Annotated in this window: 16 protein-coding genes; 11 read left to right on the forward strand and 5 right to left on the reverse strand. The window is 67.3% G+C overall.

Annotated features, from left to right (window positions below):
* The first annotated feature begins 59 nt into the window (after positions 1-59).
* Complete coding sequence (locus FQU96_RS25845) at positions 60-545, forward strand: DUF3237 domain-containing protein (protein ID WP_146544245.1); 486 nt, start codon at positions 60-62, stop codon at positions 543-545.
* 43 nt (positions 546-588) lie between these two features.
* On the opposite strand, the gene FQU96_RS25850 is transcribed toward FQU96_RS25845, so the two are convergent.
* Positions 589-1,608 (reverse strand): NAD(P)-dependent alcohol dehydrogenase, encoded by a 1,020-nt coding sequence (locus tag FQU96_RS25850; protein ID WP_146544246.1) that lies wholly within the window; start codon positions 1,606-1,608, stop codon positions 589-591.
* 210 nt (positions 1,609-1,818) lie between these two features.
* Between FQU96_RS25850 and FQU96_RS25855 the strand changes: the two genes are divergently transcribed.
* The 3 genes from FQU96_RS25855 to FQU96_RS25865 all read left to right on the forward strand — a co-directional run bounded on the left by FQU96_RS25855 (position 1,819) and on the right by FQU96_RS25865 (position 4,180).
* Positions 1,819-2,205: a lytic transglycosylase domain-containing protein gene (locus FQU96_RS25855; protein WP_146544247.1), complete on the forward strand. Its 387-nt coding sequence runs from the start codon at positions 1,819-1,821 to the stop codon at positions 2,203-2,205.
* Positions 2,206-2,293: 88 nt separating this feature from the next.
* Entirely contained in the window at positions 2,294-3,526 is a 1,233-nt protein-coding gene (locus tag FQU96_RS25860) for a DUF3419 family protein (RefSeq protein WP_146544248.1), read from the forward strand.
* 3 nt (positions 3,527-3,529) lie between these two features.
* Entirely contained in the window at positions 3,530-4,180 is a 651-nt protein-coding gene (locus FQU96_RS25865; RefSeq protein ID WP_255468539.1) for a class I SAM-dependent methyltransferase, read from the forward strand.
* Between the two features lie 82 nt (positions 4,181-4,262).
* Here FQU96_RS25865 and FQU96_RS42785 read toward each other — a convergent pair whose 3' ends face one another.
* Entirely contained in the window at positions 4,263-4,760 is a 498-nt protein-coding gene (locus tag FQU96_RS42785; protein ID WP_255468541.1) for a hypothetical protein, read from the reverse strand.
* On the opposite strand from FQU96_RS42785, the gene FQU96_RS25875 reads away from it, so the two are divergent.
* Both FQU96_RS25875 and FQU96_RS25880 read left to right on the forward strand, forming a co-directional pair.
* Positions 4,744-6,147 (forward strand): TldD/PmbA family protein, encoded by a 1,404-nt coding sequence (locus FQU96_RS25875; RefSeq protein ID WP_370461394.1) that lies wholly within the window; start codon positions 4,744-4,746, stop codon positions 6,145-6,147. The genes FQU96_RS42785 and FQU96_RS25875 overlap by 17 nt on opposite strands.
* Positions 6,148-6,173: 26 nt before the next feature.
* On the forward strand, positions 6,174-7,412 hold the full coding sequence (locus tag FQU96_RS25880; protein ID WP_146544251.1) for a lytic murein transglycosylase: 1,239 nt from the start codon (positions 6,174-6,176) through the stop codon (positions 7,410-7,412).
* A 142-nt stretch (positions 7,413-7,554) separates the two neighbouring features.
* Here FQU96_RS25880 and FQU96_RS25885 read toward each other — a convergent pair whose 3' ends face one another.
* Positions 7,555-8,490 carry a diacylglycerol kinase family protein gene (locus FQU96_RS25885; protein ID WP_146544252.1) on the reverse strand — a complete coding sequence of 312 codons (936 nt, stop codon included), beginning with the start codon at positions 8,488-8,490 and terminating at the stop codon, positions 7,555-7,557.
* A gap of 166 nt (positions 8,491-8,656) precedes the next feature.
* On the opposite strand from FQU96_RS25885, the gene FQU96_RS25890 reads away from it, so the two are divergent.
* Both FQU96_RS25890 and FQU96_RS25895 read left to right on the forward strand, forming a co-directional pair.
* Positions 8,657-9,463 (forward strand): UDP-2,3-diacylglucosamine diphosphatase, encoded by an 807-nt coding sequence (locus FQU96_RS25890; RefSeq protein WP_146544253.1) that lies wholly within the window; start codon positions 8,657-8,659, stop codon positions 9,461-9,463.
* 7 nt (positions 9,464-9,470) lie between these two features.
* The gene (locus tag FQU96_RS25895) at positions 9,471-10,556 is read left to right on the forward strand and encodes a glycosyltransferase family 1 protein (RefSeq protein ID WP_146544254.1); all 1,086 of its coding nucleotides are present in this window, start codon (positions 9,471-9,473) and stop codon (positions 10,554-10,556) included.
* A gap of 92 nt (positions 10,557-10,648) precedes the next feature.
* On the opposite strand, the gene FQU96_RS25900 is transcribed toward FQU96_RS25895, so the two are convergent.
* Positions 10,649-11,386, reverse strand: a complete 738-nt coding sequence (locus FQU96_RS25900) for a ribonuclease activity regulator RraA (RefSeq protein ID WP_146544255.1) — start codon at positions 11,384-11,386, stop codon at positions 10,649-10,651.
* Positions 11,387-11,408: 22 nt separating this feature from the next.
* On the reverse strand, positions 11,409-12,971 hold the full coding sequence (xseA, locus tag FQU96_RS25905; protein ID WP_146544256.1) for an exodeoxyribonuclease VII large subunit: 1,563 nt from the start codon (positions 12,969-12,971) through the stop codon (positions 11,409-11,411).
* A 120-nt stretch (positions 12,972-13,091) separates the two neighbouring features.
* Here xseA and purD point away from each other — a divergent pair, with 120 nt between their 5' ends.
* From purD to FQU96_RS25920, 3 genes are all read left to right on the forward strand, one after another.
* A complete protein-coding gene (gene purD / locus FQU96_RS25910; RefSeq protein ID WP_146544355.1) occupies positions 13,092-14,384 on the forward strand; it encodes a phosphoribosylamine--glycine ligase in 1,293 nt (430 codons plus the stop codon).
* Between the two features lie 62 nt (positions 14,385-14,446).
* On the forward strand, positions 14,447-15,568 hold the full coding sequence (locus FQU96_RS25915) for an MBL fold metallo-hydrolase (protein ID WP_146544257.1): 1,122 nt from the start codon (positions 14,447-14,449) through the stop codon (positions 15,566-15,568).
* On the forward strand, positions 15,537-16,505 hold the full coding sequence (locus FQU96_RS25920) for a hypothetical protein (RefSeq protein ID WP_146544258.1): 969 nt from the start codon (positions 15,537-15,539) through the stop codon (positions 16,503-16,505). Before FQU96_RS25915 ends, FQU96_RS25920 begins: the two co-directional genes overlap by 32 nt.
* The last annotated feature ends 27 nt before the right edge of the window (positions 16,506-16,532 follow it).

The following is a 16,532-nucleotide window of genomic DNA, read 5'->3' on the forward strand; positions in this document are numbered from 1 at the left end:
CGATATTCACAACAGGCGGGCGACGGCCGTCGCATCCATGCAGCAAAGGGTGGGTTCCCATGACACCGGCGTTCGCGTTCGTGATGACGGTCCATCTGCGCATCGGGCCGCAGCCGGTGCAGCGGATCGGGCCGCTGCCGACGGGCGGCGACCGTCTCTTCGTGCCCCTCGCCGACGGTGTCTTCGAGGGGCCGCGGCTGCGCGGCAAGGTGCTGCCCGGCGGGGGCGAGTTTCCCCTGATCGCGCCCGAGGGCGTGCTGCGCATCGACGCGCGCTACTGCCTGCAGGAAGACGACGGCACGGTGATCCTGTTGCGCAACCGCGGCATCCGCCGGGCGCCACCCGAGGTATTCGCCCGCTGGCGGGACCCGGCCGTCACCGACAAACCCAAGCCATCGGAGTTCTACATGCGGGTCGTGCCCACGTTCGAAGTGCAGACCGGCCCGCATGACTGGCTGACGCAGAACATCTTCTTCGGCATCCTGTCCGACACGCCGTCGCCGGAACCGTGGCGCCTGTCCATCGATTATTTCCAGCTGCTGTAGGGTCATCCCTTCCCCCCGCGAAGGCGGGGAGAAGGACATACCCTCAGCCGATGCCGATACAGACCTTGCCGAAGTGCTTGCCCGCGCTCATGTGCGCCATGGCGTCGGCCCATTTGTCCAACGGGAAGACGCTGTCCACCACGGGCTCCAGCTTCGCCGCATCGATCGCCTTGATCATCTGTTCGAGATCGGCGCGGCTGCCGACGGTGATCCCCTGCAGGCGCAAATTGCTCATCACCACCAGCGCCACCGGCACGTCGCCCGCGGCGCCATCGAGCACGCCGATCATGCTGAGCGTGCCGCCGAAGCGCGTCGCCCGGATCGATTGCGCCAGCGTGCCGGCACCGCCAACTTCCACCACCTGATCGACACCCTGACCGCCGTTGGCCGCCCGCGCCGCCTTGCCCCATTCCGGCGTCGTCTTGTAGTTGATCGTGACATCGGCGCCCAGCTGCTTCAGGCGCGCGATCTTCTCGCTGCTGGAGGACGTGGCGACAACGCGGCATCCGCGCAGCTTCGCGAACTGCAAGGCGAAGATCGACACGCCGCCGCTGCCCTGTGTCAGCACCACATCGCCCGGCTCGGTCGTCGCCTGCGCCACCACGGCACTCCACGCCGTGACGCCCGCGCACGGCAGGCAGGCCGCAGCCTCGTAGGAAAGGTGCGATGGAATGACGGACACACCGCTCTCGTGGAATACGCCGAACTCACGCAGCGCGCCATCGTTGGGACCGCCCAACGGCGCCTTGTCGGGTACGGCACGCGGATCGAGCCGATGTGCCGGACCCGCGAGCCACTTCTGGAAAAAGCTCATCGTCACGCGATCACCCGGCTTCACGCGCGTGACGCCGGGGCCGACGTCAGCGACCTCGCCGGCGCCATCCGACACCGGCACGAATGGCGGCTTGGCCACCGATCCGTAACCGCCCTTGACCATCAGCAGGTCGCGGTAGTTGAGCGAGGCGGCGCGAATGCGCACCAGCACCTGGCCCGGACCGGGCTTGGGCACGGGCAGGTCACGCATCTCGAGCTTGCCAAATGATTCAAGGACGACGGCTTTCATGGGGCGGAATCCACTGGGTTGCGACAGATGATATCGAGGATGGCCGTGACATTCCCGGCGGGCAAGCAGAGGGCCGGCTACCGTCATCACGCTGCGAAAATGCCCCGCCCTGTTCCTGCCGCATTTGGCTGGCCTTGACGCTGTCATCGCCACCGTCGTGTAGTGGCGGGTCGGTCGCCATGCGCCGTCGCACAAGAGGAGGAAAAACCGATGATCCGCCGTCGTCAGATGCTTATCGCTGCGATCGCGGCATCACTGATGACCCCGGCCGCGGCCATCGCGCAGGCACCGACGGCGAGCCTGAATGAACTGATCGCCAAGCACGCGAAAGCCAATGGCGTGCCCGAGTCGTTGATCCATCGCATCTGCCACGAAGAGAGCCGCTACCATCCCCGCGTGGTCGGCGGCGGCGGCGCCATGGGCCTGATGCAGATCAAGTACACCACCGCACGCGGCCTGGGCTATCGCGGCCCCGCCTCCGGTCTGCTCGACCCCGACATTAACCTCACCTGGGGCGTGCGCTATCTCGCCGGTGCCTACCGGATGGCGCAAGGCAACGCCGAAGTCGCACGCGTTCTCTACGGCACGGGATATTAGCCGCCGGCTGTCATTCCGTCCTGTCATCAAACCAACATCACCTATCCTTTAAGTTGTCACGCGCTAAACAGGCAGCGTGAGGACGGGAGTGAACAACAAGCACAGCGGCAAGCTGCTGAAACAGGCCGTTCACCGCAACGGTGTCTTGTCCCGCGACGGGATCCTCGAACATCTGTTCACCTGGGCCTTCAAGGGGCTGGTCTATCCGCAGATCTGGGAAGATCCGGAGATCGACCTCGAGGCTCTGGCCATCGCGCCGGACCATCACGTGGTCGCGATCGCCTCGGGTGGTTGCAACATCCTCTCCTACCTGACGGCTGACCCGCAGCGCATCACGGCGGTCGACCTCAACCGCGCGCATGTCGCGCTCAACCGCCTGAAGCTCACGGCGGCGCAGCGCCTGCCCAACTGGTCGGCCTTCTACCGCTTCTTCGGCGAAGCCGACGACAAGGCGAATGTCACCGCCTACTGGCGCTTCCTGGCGCCGCATCTCGATACCGAGGCGCGTGCCTACTGGGAAGGCCGCGGCCTGTTCGGCCTGGGCCGTCGGCGGGTGTCGCTGTTCGCGCGCAACTTCTATCGCCATGGGCTGCTCGGCCACTTCCTCAGCGCCGGCTACTGGGCGGCACGGATCTACGGCGTCGATCTGCGCCATGCCCTGCGCGCGCGCACGCTCGACGAGCAGCGCAGCTTCTTCGACACGGCACTGGCGCCGCTGTTCGACAAGAAGCTGGTGCGATGGGCGACCAGCAATCGCATGTCGCTGTACGGCCTGGGCATCCCGCCGGCGCAATACGATGCGCTCGCCGCCGCATCGGAGGGCCACGTGGCCACGGTGCTGCGGGCGCGCGTCGAGCGTCTGGCGTGCGGCTTCAGCTTCGAGGACAACTACTTCGCCTGGCAGGCCTTCGGTCGCGCCTACGCCGACGACGGCGCCGGCCCCTTGCCGCCCTACCTGCGGCGCGACCATTTCGAGGTCGTGCGCGCAAGGGCCGATCGTGTCGAGGTTTTGCATCGCTCCCTTACCGACTACCTCGAGAGCCGGCCGCGTGGTTCAGTCGACCGCTTCGTGCTGCTCGATGCGCAGGACTGGATGACGGACGCTCAGTTGAACGCGTTGTGGCAGCAGATCACGCGCACGGCACGGCCGGACGCCCGGGTGATCTTCCGCACCGCCGCCGAACCCAGCCTGCTGCCCGGACGTGTCAGCGATGACACGATGGCCCATTGGCACTACGACGATGCGACGTCACGGGCCTTGGCCGCGCGTGACCGCTCGGCCATCTACGGTGGCTTCCACCTCTACGTGCGGCGAGGCTAGGCCGTGGACACCGCGAACGCCGCGGTGCTGATGGACCGGATGTACCGGCATCAGCGGCATGTCTATAACCTCAGCCGCAAATTCTACCTGCTCGGTCGCGACCAATTGATCGCGCGGCTGGCACCGCCGGCGGGCTGTACCGTGCTGGAGGTCGGCTGCGGCACCGGGCGCAACCTGATCGCTGCGTCGCGCCGCTACCCCGCCGTCCGCTTCCACGGGCTTGACGTGTCGACCGCCATGCTGGCGACCGCCCGGCATCACATCGTGCGCAGCGGACTGGCGTCGCGCATCCGTCTGGTCCAGGCGGATGCCGTCACGCTCGATCCGATCCGCCATTTTGGTCTGACACGGTTCGACCGCATCTTCATATCCTACAGCCTGTCGATGATCCCGGCCTGGCGTGACATCGTCGCCGGCATGCCGCGCCTGATGTCGCCCGACGGCGAACTGCATATTGTGGACTTCGGTGATCAGGATGGTGTGCCGCGCTGGCTCCGCGCCGGGCTGCGGCACTGGCTTGCCCTGTTCGACGTTACGCCCTGCGATGACCTCGCGGCGGTAGTGTCGGCGGTCGCCCACCGTGCCGGCATGTCTGCCCGCGTCGAATCCCTCTACAGAGGCTATGCGCGCTACGCCGTGATGCGGACGGCCTGATCGACCACGACTGCCTCCCTCGCCCACCACAGGATGCTGGGCTATGGTAGGCCATGGCCTTGCCTCGCCCAGCACTGCTTCCTCAGCCGATCGGCGCGCCCAGCGGCGGATTTGCCGCTGCCGTGCCGTACAGGATTGATTGTCCAGGGGGTCGCTTCCGGGCGATTTGTGTCCTATTACCTCTGCGACAGCTCGGGTTGAGCGCGTTGCGGAGTTTCTGAATGGCAGCAGCAAAAAAGAAAGCGGCAAAAGGTGCGACATCACCGGCGACCAAGAAGGCCGCGGTGAAGAAGGTCGCCGCCAACAAGCCCGCGGCGAAGTCAGCAGCGCCAAAGAAGCCTGCGCCGAAGAAGGCAGCGACCAAGATGGCGGCGCCGAAGAAACCAGCCGCTGTCGTGGCGAAGACCAAGCCGAGCGCCAAGCCTGCCAAACCGCCGTCCAAAGCGGCGCTCGCCGTCGCCAAACCGAAAAGCACCACGAAGCCAAAGGCAACGGCGTCGGTGACGACCGCGCTGCGCAACGCGGCCGCCGCCGTTGTCAAACAGAAGCCGGCTGTGACGACCGTGCGCCCGAAGTCCAAGGCCGCAACGTCACCCACGCCGGCGATTCAGTCGACATCACGGCCGCCGCAACCCGCCGTCGACACCGCCTTGCTCCATGACACGGTGAGCTGGGCCAAGGCCGCCGGCGCCGATGCCGTCGATGCGATCTATGTCGAGGGCACGCAGCTTGCCGTCAGCCAGCGACTGGGCGAGCGCGAACAGCTGGAGCGCAGCGAGGGTCGCGATGTCGGCCTGCGCGTCTTCGTCGGCACACGCCAGGCCATCGTCTCGACGACCGATCTTAACGTTGCCGCCTTGAAGGAACTGGCGCAGCGCGCCGTGGCGATGGCACGCGCCGTGCCCGAGGATCCCGTATGCGGCCTGGCGCCATCGGACCTTCTGGCCCGGCAATGGCCTGACCTCGATCTCGACGATGGCGCCGAGGCATCGGTCGACCAGCTGGCCGACTGGTGCGCGCGGGCCGAGGACGCAGCGCGTGCCATCAGCGGCGTCACCAATTCGGAAGGTGCCTCGGCGTCGTGGGGACGCACCCGCGTGGCGCTGGCAGCCAGCAACGGCTTCGCCGGCACCTACAGCCGGGGCGGCTACTCGCTCTCCTGCTCGGTACTGGCTGGTGACGGCACCGGCATGGAGCGGGACTACGACTGGACCAGCGGCGTCTATGTCGACCAGCTCGAAGCGCCGGAGAAGATCGGCCGCACCGCAGGCGAGAACGCCGTCAAGCGCCTCAATCCGCGCCGCATGAAGAGCACCAAGGCGCCGGTCGTCTATGACCAGCGGATCGCGTCGGGCCTGGTGGGCCACCTGGCCGGCGCCATCAACGGGCGGGCTATCGCCCGCAAGACGTCGTTCCTGCTCGACAGGCTGGGCCAACGCATCTTCAAGGCCGGCATCCGCATCGTCGATGACCCGCATCGCAAGCGCGAATCGGGATCGCGGCCGTTCGACGGCGAGGGCCTGCCGACCCGGCGCTGGAACATCATCGACGATGGCGTACTCACCACGTGGGTGCTCGACATGGCCTCGGCCCGCCAGCTCGACCTGGCGCCGACAGGCCATGGCAGCCGCGGCGTCTCCGGACCGCCCAGCCCGTCGACCAGCAACCTCTACCTGGAGCCCGGCGATCAGTCGGTCGACGACCTGATCGCCGACATCGAGAACGGCCTCTACGTGACCGAGCTGATCGGATTCGGTGTCAATGGCGTCACCGGCGACTACAGCCGCGGCGCCGCCGGCTTCTGGATCGAGAACGGCAAGCTGACCTTTCCCGTCTCGGGCATGACGGTGGCCGGCAATCTCAAGGACATGTTCCTCAACCTGACGCCGGCGAACGACCTGGTCTTCAAGGGCGCCGTCAACGCACCCACCGTGCGCGTCGACGGCATGACCATTGCCGGCGAGTAGCGTCGTCCAGCCAGGGGTGTCCTGATATGAACACCATCATCTCCTTCGTCCGACGGCAGCGCTCGTCGACCACCGCAATCCTCCTGGCTGGCGGCCTGCTGGCCACCATGGGCAACTCATCGGCCACCGCCCAATCATCGGATTTCCGCGCCTGCCTTGATGCCATCCGGGACACAGCGGCCGGCCAGGGCGTGCCGCAGGCCGTCGCGGATCAGGCCTTGCGCACGATCACGCCGGATCCTCGCGTCATCGACCTCGACGGCAAGCAGCCGGAATTCACGCTGACGCTGGGGCGCTACCTGGGCAACGCAATCAGCGCCGAGCGCATTGCCAAGGGCCAGCAATTGCTGGCGCGGCACCGCGCGCTGCTGGATCCGGTCGAGCGCGAATACGGCGTGCAGAGTGCCTATCTCGTGGCGTTCTGGGGCCTGGAGACCAACTACGGCACGATCATGGGCGACTTCTCCGTGATCCGATCGCTGGCGACCCTGGCGTGCCAGACCAAGCGCGGCGCATTCTTTTCCAACGAACTGGTGCAGGCGCTGAAGATCCTGTCGCGCAACCATATGAGCGCGGCGCAGATGAAGGGCTCATGGGCGGGCGCCATGGGCAACACGCAGTTCATGCCCTCGACCTACGTCAACTACGCCGTCGATCGCGACGGCGATGGCCGGGTCGATCTGTGGGCCAGTCTGCCCGACGTCTTCGCCTCGTCGGCCAACTTCCTGTCCAAGAGCGGCTGGAAGCGCGGCCAGCCCTCGCACGAAGAAGTGGCGCTGCCACAGGCGTTCGATTATGCGCGGGTCGACCTGTCGACCGAACGGACGGCACGCGAATGGCAAGCCCTGGGCGTGCGCTACGCCGATGGCCGCTCGCTCAACGATTTCGGCGAGCGCGCCGCCATCGCGCTGCCCGCCGGCTATCGCGGTCCGGCATTCCTGCTGTGGCCGAACTACAAGACGATCATGGTGTGGAATCGCTCGCAGCTCTACGCCCTGTCGGTGGGTGAGCTGGCGCGCCAGATCCAAGGTGGTTCGGGCCTGATGCGACAGCCGCCGGCCGACGACCAGCCGCTGTCGCGCGAGGCGGTGTTCGACCTGCAGGGGCGCCTGCAGCGGCTCAATCTCTATAGCGACGAAATCGACGGCCTGCTGGGCCCGCGCACCCGGGCCGCCATCCGCGACTTCCAGGTCCGCGCCGGCGTCATCGCCGACGGCTACCCGACCCTGGACACCCTGGCCCGCCTACGCACCGCCGCACCGTAGTTTTGGACCGCGCGCGTCCACGCGCGCATCGGCGCATTGAGCGCCGACGATCCTTCGCTCTGCGCTCCGCTCCGAGCGAATGCGGGCGCGGACGCCCGCGGTCCGAAGGCACCCTCGCCGACCTTTCCCCGGTGGGGAGAGGTTAACTAGGTGGCATCAGCAGCCGCAGGCGGCGGGGGGCGACGGCGACGATGACGGGCAGCGCCGCGGTGTGATCGCCGTCGACCTGAACCGGCTCGATGCCGCCGCCCGATGGCGCCACGCTGTCGATGCGCACATGCTGGCCCTCGACGACGCGATAGCCCGACGCGGCCGGTAACCGGCCCATCACCAGGGCCGCGCCGTAGCGCATCACCTGTGTGCGGCCACCGCGTTCGAACAGACACACCGACAGGACAGGCCGGCGCAGATCGGCGGCCGGTGCCACGACGAACGCACCGCCATAAAACCGGCCGTTGCTGACCACCGCCGATGCGACGTCGCAGGACGCGCCATCGATCGACACCCGGTAGCGCCGGTCGCGATAGCGGGCCATCTCGACCAGGGATCGCCAGACATAGGCACCCTTCCCGAAGCGGCGCTTCAGGTCGGTATCGACCCCGGCCACGACATGGGCGTCGAACCCGGCGCCCACCATCAGCAGGAAATAGGAGTCCGTGCCGGCGGCATCCGTCAGCTTGCCGGCCATGACGGGCGTCGGGTCGCCCCGGGTCAGCGCCGCCGCCAGCTTCTCAATACGCGTGCCGACTCCGATCTCGCGGGCCAGCACATTGGCAGTGCCGAGCGCAATGATACCCAGGGCCAGGTCATCGACCGGACGGGTCATCAGGCCATTCACGACCTCGTTGATCGTACCGTCGCCGCCGGCCGCCACGACCACATCGTATCGCGCGGCATCGGCATCCCGGGCCAGCCGCTCGGCGTCACCGCGCGCCGCCGTATCCACGACGTCGACCATCAGGCCGCTGGCGCGAACCTGCGCCAGGACCGCGTCAAAGACCCGCGGATGGCGGCGGCCGGCCGTCGGGTTGCGGATCACCAGGAGGCGGCGCGGGGGAAGAGTGGTGGCGGACTGCATACCGGACTGTGTGGAGCGTTCGTGGTGTGTTGGAAAGGTCACACTGTCTGGCCGTAATCGAACCGCCGCACAAGAGTCACAATGCCATCATCGACCAACCGTACAACAACGCCATTGAATCAACCCTTCGTGCCTTGCGCAACGAGAACCGGCAAGAGATGGTTCGATGAACGCGCTGCGGCCGGCGCCGGCCAGATGGCGGACGATATACCTCTCGGATATCCATCTGGGCACCCGAGGCTGTCAGGCCGAGATGCTGCTTGACTTCCTGCGCAACAACGAGAGCGACTACCTCTACCTGGTCGGCGACATCGTCGACGGCTGGCGCCTGAAACGCTGGTGGTACTGGCCGCAGGCCCACAACGATGTCGTGCAGAAGGTCCTGCGCAAGGCGCGCAAGGGCACCAAGGTCATTTACGTGCCCGGCAACCACGACGAGGCGGCGCGCGATTACTGCGGCCTGCTGTTCGGTGGTGTCGAGGTTGTCGAAGAGGCGATCCACGAAACCGCCGATGGTCGCAAGCTGCTGATCCTGCACGGCGACATTTTCGACGGTGTGGTGCGCCACGCGAAGTGGCTCGCTGTCCTGGGTGACTGGGCCTACGCGCTGGCGCTGAAGCTCAACTACATCTTCAACGGCATCCGTCGCGCGCTCGGCCTGCCCTACTGGTCGCTGTCGGCGTACCTCAAACACAAGGTCAAGAACGCCGTCGAGTACATCGGCCGCTTCGAGACCGCCGTCGCCGCCGAGGCGCGCCGCCGCGGCGTGGACGGCGTGGTCTGCGGCCACATCCACCATGCCGAGATCCGCGACATCGAGGGCGTGCTGTACTGCAACGACGGCGACTGGGTCGAAAGCTGCACCGCGCTGGTCGAGGACCGCAACGGGCACATGTCGATCCTGCGCTGGAGCGACGAGCGCGCCCGTCGACTGACGCCGATTCCGGCGCCGGCGCGACTGGCCGCCGAGTAGGTTCCGCGTGCGGATCGCCATCGTCAGCGACGCCTGGCTGCCTCAAGTCAACGGCGTCGTCCGTACCCTGGACACGGTACGCGGCGAACTCGTGGAGATGGGCCACACCGTCGAGATGTTCGGCCCCGACCGTTTCCGCACCTGGCCTTGCCCGACATATCCCGAGATCCGCCTGGCGCTGTTTCCAACGCGCCGGCTGGCCACGTTGCTGCGGAGCTTTGCGCCCGAGGCGATCCATATCGCCACCGAAGGGCCGCTGGGCATGGCCGCACGCCGCTTCTGTCTCGACAACAAGCTGCCGTTCACGACCGCCTACCACACGCGCTTCCCCGAATACGTGCGGGCGCGCTTCCTGTTCCCGACCGCATGGACCTACGCGATCATGCGCCGGTTCCATGGGCCGTCGTCGGGCGTGATGGTATCGACCGACAGCATCCGCCGCGATCTCGCGGCCCGCGGCTTCCGCAACATCAAGTCGTGGACCCGCGGCGTCGATCTGGAGCTGTTCCGCCCGCGCGATCCCGGCCCGACGCCGGAGGATCCGCAACGGCCGATCTGGCTCTATGTCGGCCGCGTCGCAATCGAGAAGAACATCGAGGCGTTCCTGGCGCTGGACCTGCCGGGAAGCAAGTGGGTGGTGGGCGGCGGCCCGCTGCTGCCCAAGTTCGTCGCACGCTATCCCGACGTGCGCTTCACCGGCCAGCAGCAGGGCGAGCAGCTCGCGGCGCTCTATCGCGCCGCCGACGTGTTCGTCTTTCCCAGCCGCACCGATACGTTCGGGCTGGTGCTGCTCGAAGCGCTGGCCTCGGGCCTGCCGGTCGCGGCCTATCCGGTGCCGGGCCCGCGAGACGTCATCGGCGATGCACCCGTTGGCGCTCTGAACGACGATCTGCGCGCTGCGGCGCTGATGGCGCTGGACGCCGATCGCGCCGCCTGCCGTGCGCATGCCGCGCGCTACTCCTGGAGGCGGACGGCCGAAATTTTTTTCGGGAACTTGGCGCCGTTCCAGGCGCCTGACGCCGGATGGCGCCAGACAAGACCCCAGCCTTCCGTTCACGCCGGGCAAGAAGGCATCGCCAGCAGGGCTGGCTGAGTTTTGCCTGGGAGCGCGGGCGTCCCGCCCGCATCGGCGCCCGGCACCGAAAGGCATGAAGCGGGCGGGACGCCCGCGCTCCCAGCAATTACTCAGTTCGTCGGTTCGCCGGCGGCGATCCAGGCCTTGTAGGCGGCCTTGGTTTCATCGTTGGGCGGATAAAGCCCCGGGATCGCCTTGCCCTTCATCACCTGCAGGGCAATGAACTTCTCGAGGTGCTCCTGGTCGGCGGAATCGCGGGCCACTTCATCGGCGATGTGACGCGGCACCACGACGACACCGTCGGCATCGGCGATGATCACGTCGTTGGGGAACACCGGCACGCCACCGCAGCCGATCGGACGCTGCACGTCGATCGGCATCAGGCTGGTCATGCTGGGCGGTGCCGTCGGACAGACGGCGAAGACCGGCAGGTTCATCGTCGCCAGCACCGGCGCATCGCGCATGCCGCCGTCGGAGACGACTCCGGCAATGCCGCGTACCATCATGCGCGCCGCCAGGATGTCGCCGAACGTGCCGCTGCGCAGTTCACCGCCGCTCGACACCACGACGACGGCGCCCGCAGGCGCGAGCTCAACGGCTTCGCGTTGTGCGTTGCTCGGATCCGTCGGCTTGGGCGGCGGCGTGAGGTCTTCGCGTCCGGGAATGTAGCGCAGGGTAAAAGCCGGCCCGACCATGCGCGCGGCGTTGGGGTTCATCGGCCGCAGGTTGATCGCCATCTGGCGCAGGCCACGCTTCATCAGCTGCATGGTGATGGTGGCGGTGCTGGCGGCCTGGAACTGCTTGATCGTTTCCGGTGACAGCGGCTTGAAGACAACGGCCTCGCTCATCTGCGTTTTCTCCCTCGATCGTTCAGAACAAGCTGCCCTGCGGGCCACCGTCGCGGCGGCGTGGTGGTGGTGGTGGTGTCTTGGCCGCGGTGAGCGCCGGGGCCGCAGCAGGCTTGGCCCCTCTATCGCTGGTGGTGGCATCGTCGATGGTGGCACCGGCGACACCGTCGGCGAATTCGATGTGGACGGCGCTGCCGGGCTGGGCTGCCGCCACCGACATCACCGTATGACCGGACGAATCGCGCACCAGGGCGAAGCCGCGCGCCAAGGTACCCTTGAAGGAATAGCTCTCCAGCAGCTTGCCCAGGCCGTCGAGGGCGGTGGCGTGTTGATCGGCAAGCCCGCGCATCGCCCGTGCCAATCGATCCGACAGCGTCATGACGCGATCCCCGGCGCGCTCGCTCTTCTGCACCGTCTCGCCGGCGTAGCGGCGCAAGGCACCGGTCAGCGCCCGCCACTCGCCGGCCAACAGCTGCGCCTTGGCATCGATGGTCTCGCGCGGCGTGCGCAGGCGATCGGCGATACCGACGAAGGCGGCCTGGCGCAGCGCCACCAGATTGGTCGTCGCGCTCGCCAGGCGCTCGCCGCTGACGTCAAGGCGCTGCGCCCGGTCCTCGATCAGGCGGAGGGGATCGGGCAACCCACGCGCCAGCCCGGCGAGTTCGGTCTCGGCTTCGCGCAGGCGTCGATTCAGCGCGCTCAACAGCCGGCCGTCGCTGTCGCGAACCTTCGCCAGCAGCTCGGCTCGCACCGGTACCGCCATCTCGGCCGCCGCCGTGGGCGTGGGCGCGCGCCGGTCGGACACGAAGTCGATCAGCGTGGTGTCCGTCTCATGGCCCACCGCCGAGATCAACGGGATCGCCGACGCTGCGGCAGCGCGGACCACGACCTCCTCGTTGAAGGCCCAGAGATCCTCCAGGCTGCCGCCGCCGCGCGCCACGATCAGCACATCGGGCCGCGGCACGGCGCCACCCGGCGCCAGGCGGTTGAAGCCGGCGATGGCCGCCGCCACCTCGGCCGCCGCCGTGGCGCCCTGCACCGCGACCGGCCAGATCAAGACATGACGCGGGAAGCGATCGGCCAGCCGGTGGAGGATGTCGCGGATCACGGCGCCGCTGGGTGACGTCACCACACCGATCACGTCGGGCAGGAACGGCAGCGGGCGCTTGCGGTCGGCATCGAACAGGCCTTCGGCCTGCAGGTTCTTGCGGCGCTCCTCCAGCAGCTTGAGCAGGGCGCCCTGGCCCGCCAGCTCCAGCCGGTCGATGATGATCTGGTAACGGGACGATCCCGGATAGGTCGTGATGCGGCCGCTGGCGATGACCTCCAGCCCGTCCTCGACCTTCAGCCCCAGCCGCAACAGCGTGCTCTTCCAGACCACCGCATCGAGCACGGCGTCCACGTCCTTGAGCCTGAAGTAGCAGTGGCCGGACCGCGGGAAGCTGGGCTGCGAAATCTCGCCGCGCACCCGCACGCGCGGAAACGCCTGCTCGATCTCGCGCTTCAAGGCGAAGGCAAGCTCGGAAACCGTGTATTCCGGCACATTGTGGCCGGCGCCCTCCGGCACCGCTTCGTGTTCGTTCATGGCCATGCCCCACCATATCGGTCCCGGCACGTGGAAAACCACCCCTGATGGCGCTTTGCAGGCCGGTCGTTTCCGTGGTTTTGTCCGCCCGCTTCGCGCGGGGACAAGGGAGACTGGATGATGCGAATCCTGGTGGTCGGCAGCGGCGGACGCGAGCATGCGCTGTGCTGGGCGATCGCCGCCTCGCCGCTGTGCGAGACGCTTTACTGTGCCCCCGGCAATGCCGGTATCGAGGAGGTCGCCCAGTGCGTCGCCATCGGCCAGGAGGACCTGCCGGCCCTGGTTGATTTCGCCCGCCGCGAGCGCATCGATTTCGTCGTCGTCGGTCCCGAGGGACCGCTGGTGGCCGGCCTGGCCGACCAGCTGACGGCAGCCGGCATCAAGGTCTTCGGCCCGTCGGCGGCCGCGGCGCGGCTGGAGGGCTCCAAGGGCTTCACCAAGGACCTCTGCCGCAAGTACGCCATCCCCACGGCGGCCTATGAACGCTTCACCGATATTGCGGCGGCCACTGCCTACATTCAGCGCCAGGGCAATGCCTGGAAGGACCAGCCGATCGTCGTCAAGGCCGACGGGCTCGCTGCCGGCAAGGGCGTGATCATCGCCCCGAGCGCCGAAGAGGCAATCGCGGCCACGCGGGACATGCTGTCGGGCAACAGCTTCGGCGCCGCCGGCAGTTCGGTGGTGATCGAGGAATTCATGCAGGGCGAGGAGGCCAGTTTCTTCGCCCTGGTCGACGGCGTGCATGCGCTGCCGCTGGTCGCCGCCCAGGACCACAAGCGCGTGGGTGACGGCGACACGGGCCCCAACACCGGCGGCATGGGCGCCTATTCGCCGGCGCCGTGCATGACACCGGCCCTGGCCGAGCGCGTGATGGACGAGATCATCCGGCCCACGGTGCGTGCCATGACGGCCGAAGGCGCGCCCTTCCGTGGCGTTCTGTTTGCCGGCCTGATGCTGACCGCCAGCGGACCCAAGCTGATCGAATACAACTGCCGCTTCGGCGATCCCGAGTGCCAGGTGCTGATGATGCGCCTGAAGTCGGATCTGCTGCCGGCGCTGATCGCCACCGCCGATGGCGCGCTCGACCACTTCGACCTGCGCTGGCATGCCGAGACGGCACTGACTGTCGTGATGGCTGCCGAGGGCTACCCGGAGGCGCCGAAAAAGGGCAGCGAGATCCGCGGATTGGAGGCCGCCGGTGCGGTCGAGGGCGTCACCGTCTTCCACGCCGGCACCCGGCGCGACAACGGCCGCATCCTGGCCAACGGCGGCCGCGTGCTGAACGTCACCGCCATGGCGCCCACCGTCGAGGAAGCCCGCCGCCGGGCCTATGCCGCCGTCGACCAGATCGACTGGCTCGGCGGCTTCTGCCGCCGTGATATTGCATGGCGGGCTCTTGCTGCGGGTCCATAGACAGCGGGCAGTGCGATCCGTACCCTTGTCGCAGTGCACAAAATTTGATTTCGGATTGCAAAATGCCCGACTCCCTTGACCAGGCACAGCGACTGCTGGCCCAGCTGCGCTTCCCCCACGGTGATCCGCCGGATGCCGGCACCATCAAGAACGTGGCGCCGTCAGTGTACTGGCTGCGCATGCCGCTGCCGTTTCAGCTCAATCACATCAATCTGTGGCTGGTCGAGGAACGCGACGGCTGGGTCATCGTCGACACCGGCATCAACATGGAAGAAACCCAGCGCTACTGGGAGACCATCTTCGCGCAGCAACTGGGCGGCAAGCCCGTGACGCGGGTCGTGGTCACCCACATGCACCCCGACCATGTCGGCCTGGCCGGCTGGTTGTGCGAGCGCTGGGGTGCGACCTTGCACATGACGCTGGGCGATTACATGAGCTCGCAGGCGATCCGCAACGGCATCGTCGACGGCGCCGAGACACGCGGCACGCACCTGCTGTCCAACGGCGTGCCGGCGGACCTGGTCGAGACGTTCGCCCGCCATCGCGGCGGCTACAGCAAGGGCGTCGGGCCGCTGCCGACCAGTTTCGAGCGGCTCATCCATGGCCATCCACTGGTCATGGGCGGGCGGCGCTGGCAGGTCATCGTGGGCCGCGGCCATGCCCCCGAACACGCATCGCTTTGGTGTCCCGATCTCAACGTGCTGATCTCCGGCGACCAGGTTCTACCCAAGATCAGCACCAATGTCGGCGTGTGGCCCAACGAGCCGCGCGCCGATGCGCTGTCGTGGTTCCTCGACAGCTTCGCGCGCTTCCGCGCCCTGCCCGCCGACGCCCTGGTTCTGCCCTCGCACGGCTTCCCGTTCGTCGGCTTGCACACCCGGCTGGACCAGCTTACGGCCCACCACGACGCGCGCCTGTCGGAAATAGCCGCCGCCACCGCCGCACGCGGCGAGGTCGGCGCCACGGCATGGGACATGGTGCCTACTCTCTTCCCGCGTCATCTCGACAACAACCAAGTGGTCTTCGCCTTCGCCGAGACACTGGCGCACATGCATTGCCTGGAAACCCGCGGCCATGTCGTGCGGCGCACCGGCACCGACGGCATACACCGCTTCGTTGTCGTGAAGCCGGTGCCGGCGGCGATGCCGTCCGATGGTGATTCGGAAGTGTTCGAAGTGGTTTGAGCGCACCAAAAGCGGCACTCTCAAACAATTCCTTATAGGAACCATCGCGACGTTTAATTGGCGTCCGACAAGCGACTCCTGCATGTTGGTGAGCAAATGCTCACATATCCGCAGCGAGGCGCCGATGCGTAACAACGTCACCTTGGTCATGACCCGTCGGCCTCGCGTCGAGTTCGTCTGGCTGCACAAGCAGGAGATGCACAAGGGTCGCAAGGTCAGCACCAGTTACTACGAGGTCATCGACGACGCCGAGGAGGAGCGCCAGCTCTTCGGCACGCTCGATCCTGACTCTCACAAGAGGGTTGGCGGCGACAAAGCCGCAAAGAAAGCCATCAGCGGCCAGTGGGGCACCATGGCGGTCGTCAGTGGGCCGGTCGTCGGCGCGGCCCACCGCGGAACACCATCCCTCGTCGGGCGCTCGGTCATCTGTGGACTCGCACAAAGCCGGATGCCACCCGGTGCCAAGCCGCAGGTCGAGCAGATCACCCTGGCCGGGCAGACCGTGTCACTGGTCACGGACGGCAGCGTCCCGCTCAAGACGGTGGCCGAATTCGACACGATGGAGCGATACCGCACCAACGACAACAAGGATGCCTGGTATGTCCGGCTCCCGGTTCAGCCGTGGAATCCCTATGCATTGGACATCACCACGAACGCCCAGGTCGGGCGGTTTCACGAGAAGATGGGTATTCGTGCTGGCCAGATCGGCAAATGCTTCGTGGTCCGAGGTCACAGCGTCAAGCAACGCAACGGCAATTCCGCCGGCATCCTGGTGCACGAAGCGCCCAACCCGTCATGGCTGACTGGGTGCATCGCGCCCCGCCTGAAGAACCACCGCGACTTCGCGGGCGAAACCCGATCCTGTGTCCAGGCCCTGGATGTGATCTACAAGGCGATGGGCCACAGCCGCCGCTGCCACCTGATCATCGTCGATTAGCCCCGCGATCGCTCGCGTGTGAGTCGC

Origin of the sequence: Reyranella sp. CPCC 100927, from assembly GCF_007859315.1 — a bacterium.
GTDB lineage: Bacteria > Pseudomonadota > Alphaproteobacteria > Reyranellales > Reyranellaceae > Vineibacter.

Bases quoted from the DNA above. Each gene is read 5' to 3' on its own strand.
- FQU96_RS25845 (WP_146544245.1), top strand. From the start codon at position 60: ATGACACCGGCGTTCGCGTTCGTGATGACGGTCCATCTGCGCATCGGG.
- FQU96_RS25850 (WP_146544246.1), bottom strand. From the start codon at position 1,608: ATGAAAGCCGTCGTCCTTGAATCATTTGGCAAGCTCGAGATGCGTGAC.
- FQU96_RS25855 (WP_146544247.1), top strand. From the start codon at position 1,819: ATGATCCGCCGTCGTCAGATGCTTATCGCTGCGATCGCGGCATCACTG.
- FQU96_RS25880 (WP_146544251.1), top strand. From the start codon at position 6,174: ATGAACACCATCATCTCCTTCGTCCGACGGCAGCGCTCGTCGACCACC.
- FQU96_RS25885 (WP_146544252.1), bottom strand. From the start codon at position 8,490: ATGCAGTCCGCCACCACTCTTCCCCCGCGCCGCCTCCTGGTGATCCGC.
- FQU96_RS25890 (WP_146544253.1), top strand. From the start codon at position 8,657: ATGAACGCGCTGCGGCCGGCGCCGGCCAGATGGCGGACGATATACCTC.
- FQU96_RS25900 (WP_146544255.1), bottom strand. From the start codon at position 11,386: ATGAGCGAGGCCGTTGTCTTCAAGCCGCTGTCACCGGAAACGATCAAG.
- xseA (WP_146544256.1), bottom strand. From the start codon at position 12,971: ATGAACGAACACGAAGCGGTGCCGGAGGGCGCCGGCCACAATGTGCCG.
- purD (WP_146544355.1), top strand. From the start codon at position 13,092: ATGCGAATCCTGGTGGTCGGCAGCGGCGGACGCGAGCATGCGCTGTGC.
- FQU96_RS25915 (WP_146544257.1), top strand. From the start codon at position 14,447: ATGCCCGACTCCCTTGACCAGGCACAGCGACTGCTGGCCCAGCTGCGC.
- FQU96_RS25920 (WP_146544258.1), top strand. From the start codon at position 15,537: ATGGTGATTCGGAAGTGTTCGAAGTGGTTTGAGCGCACCAAAAGCGGC.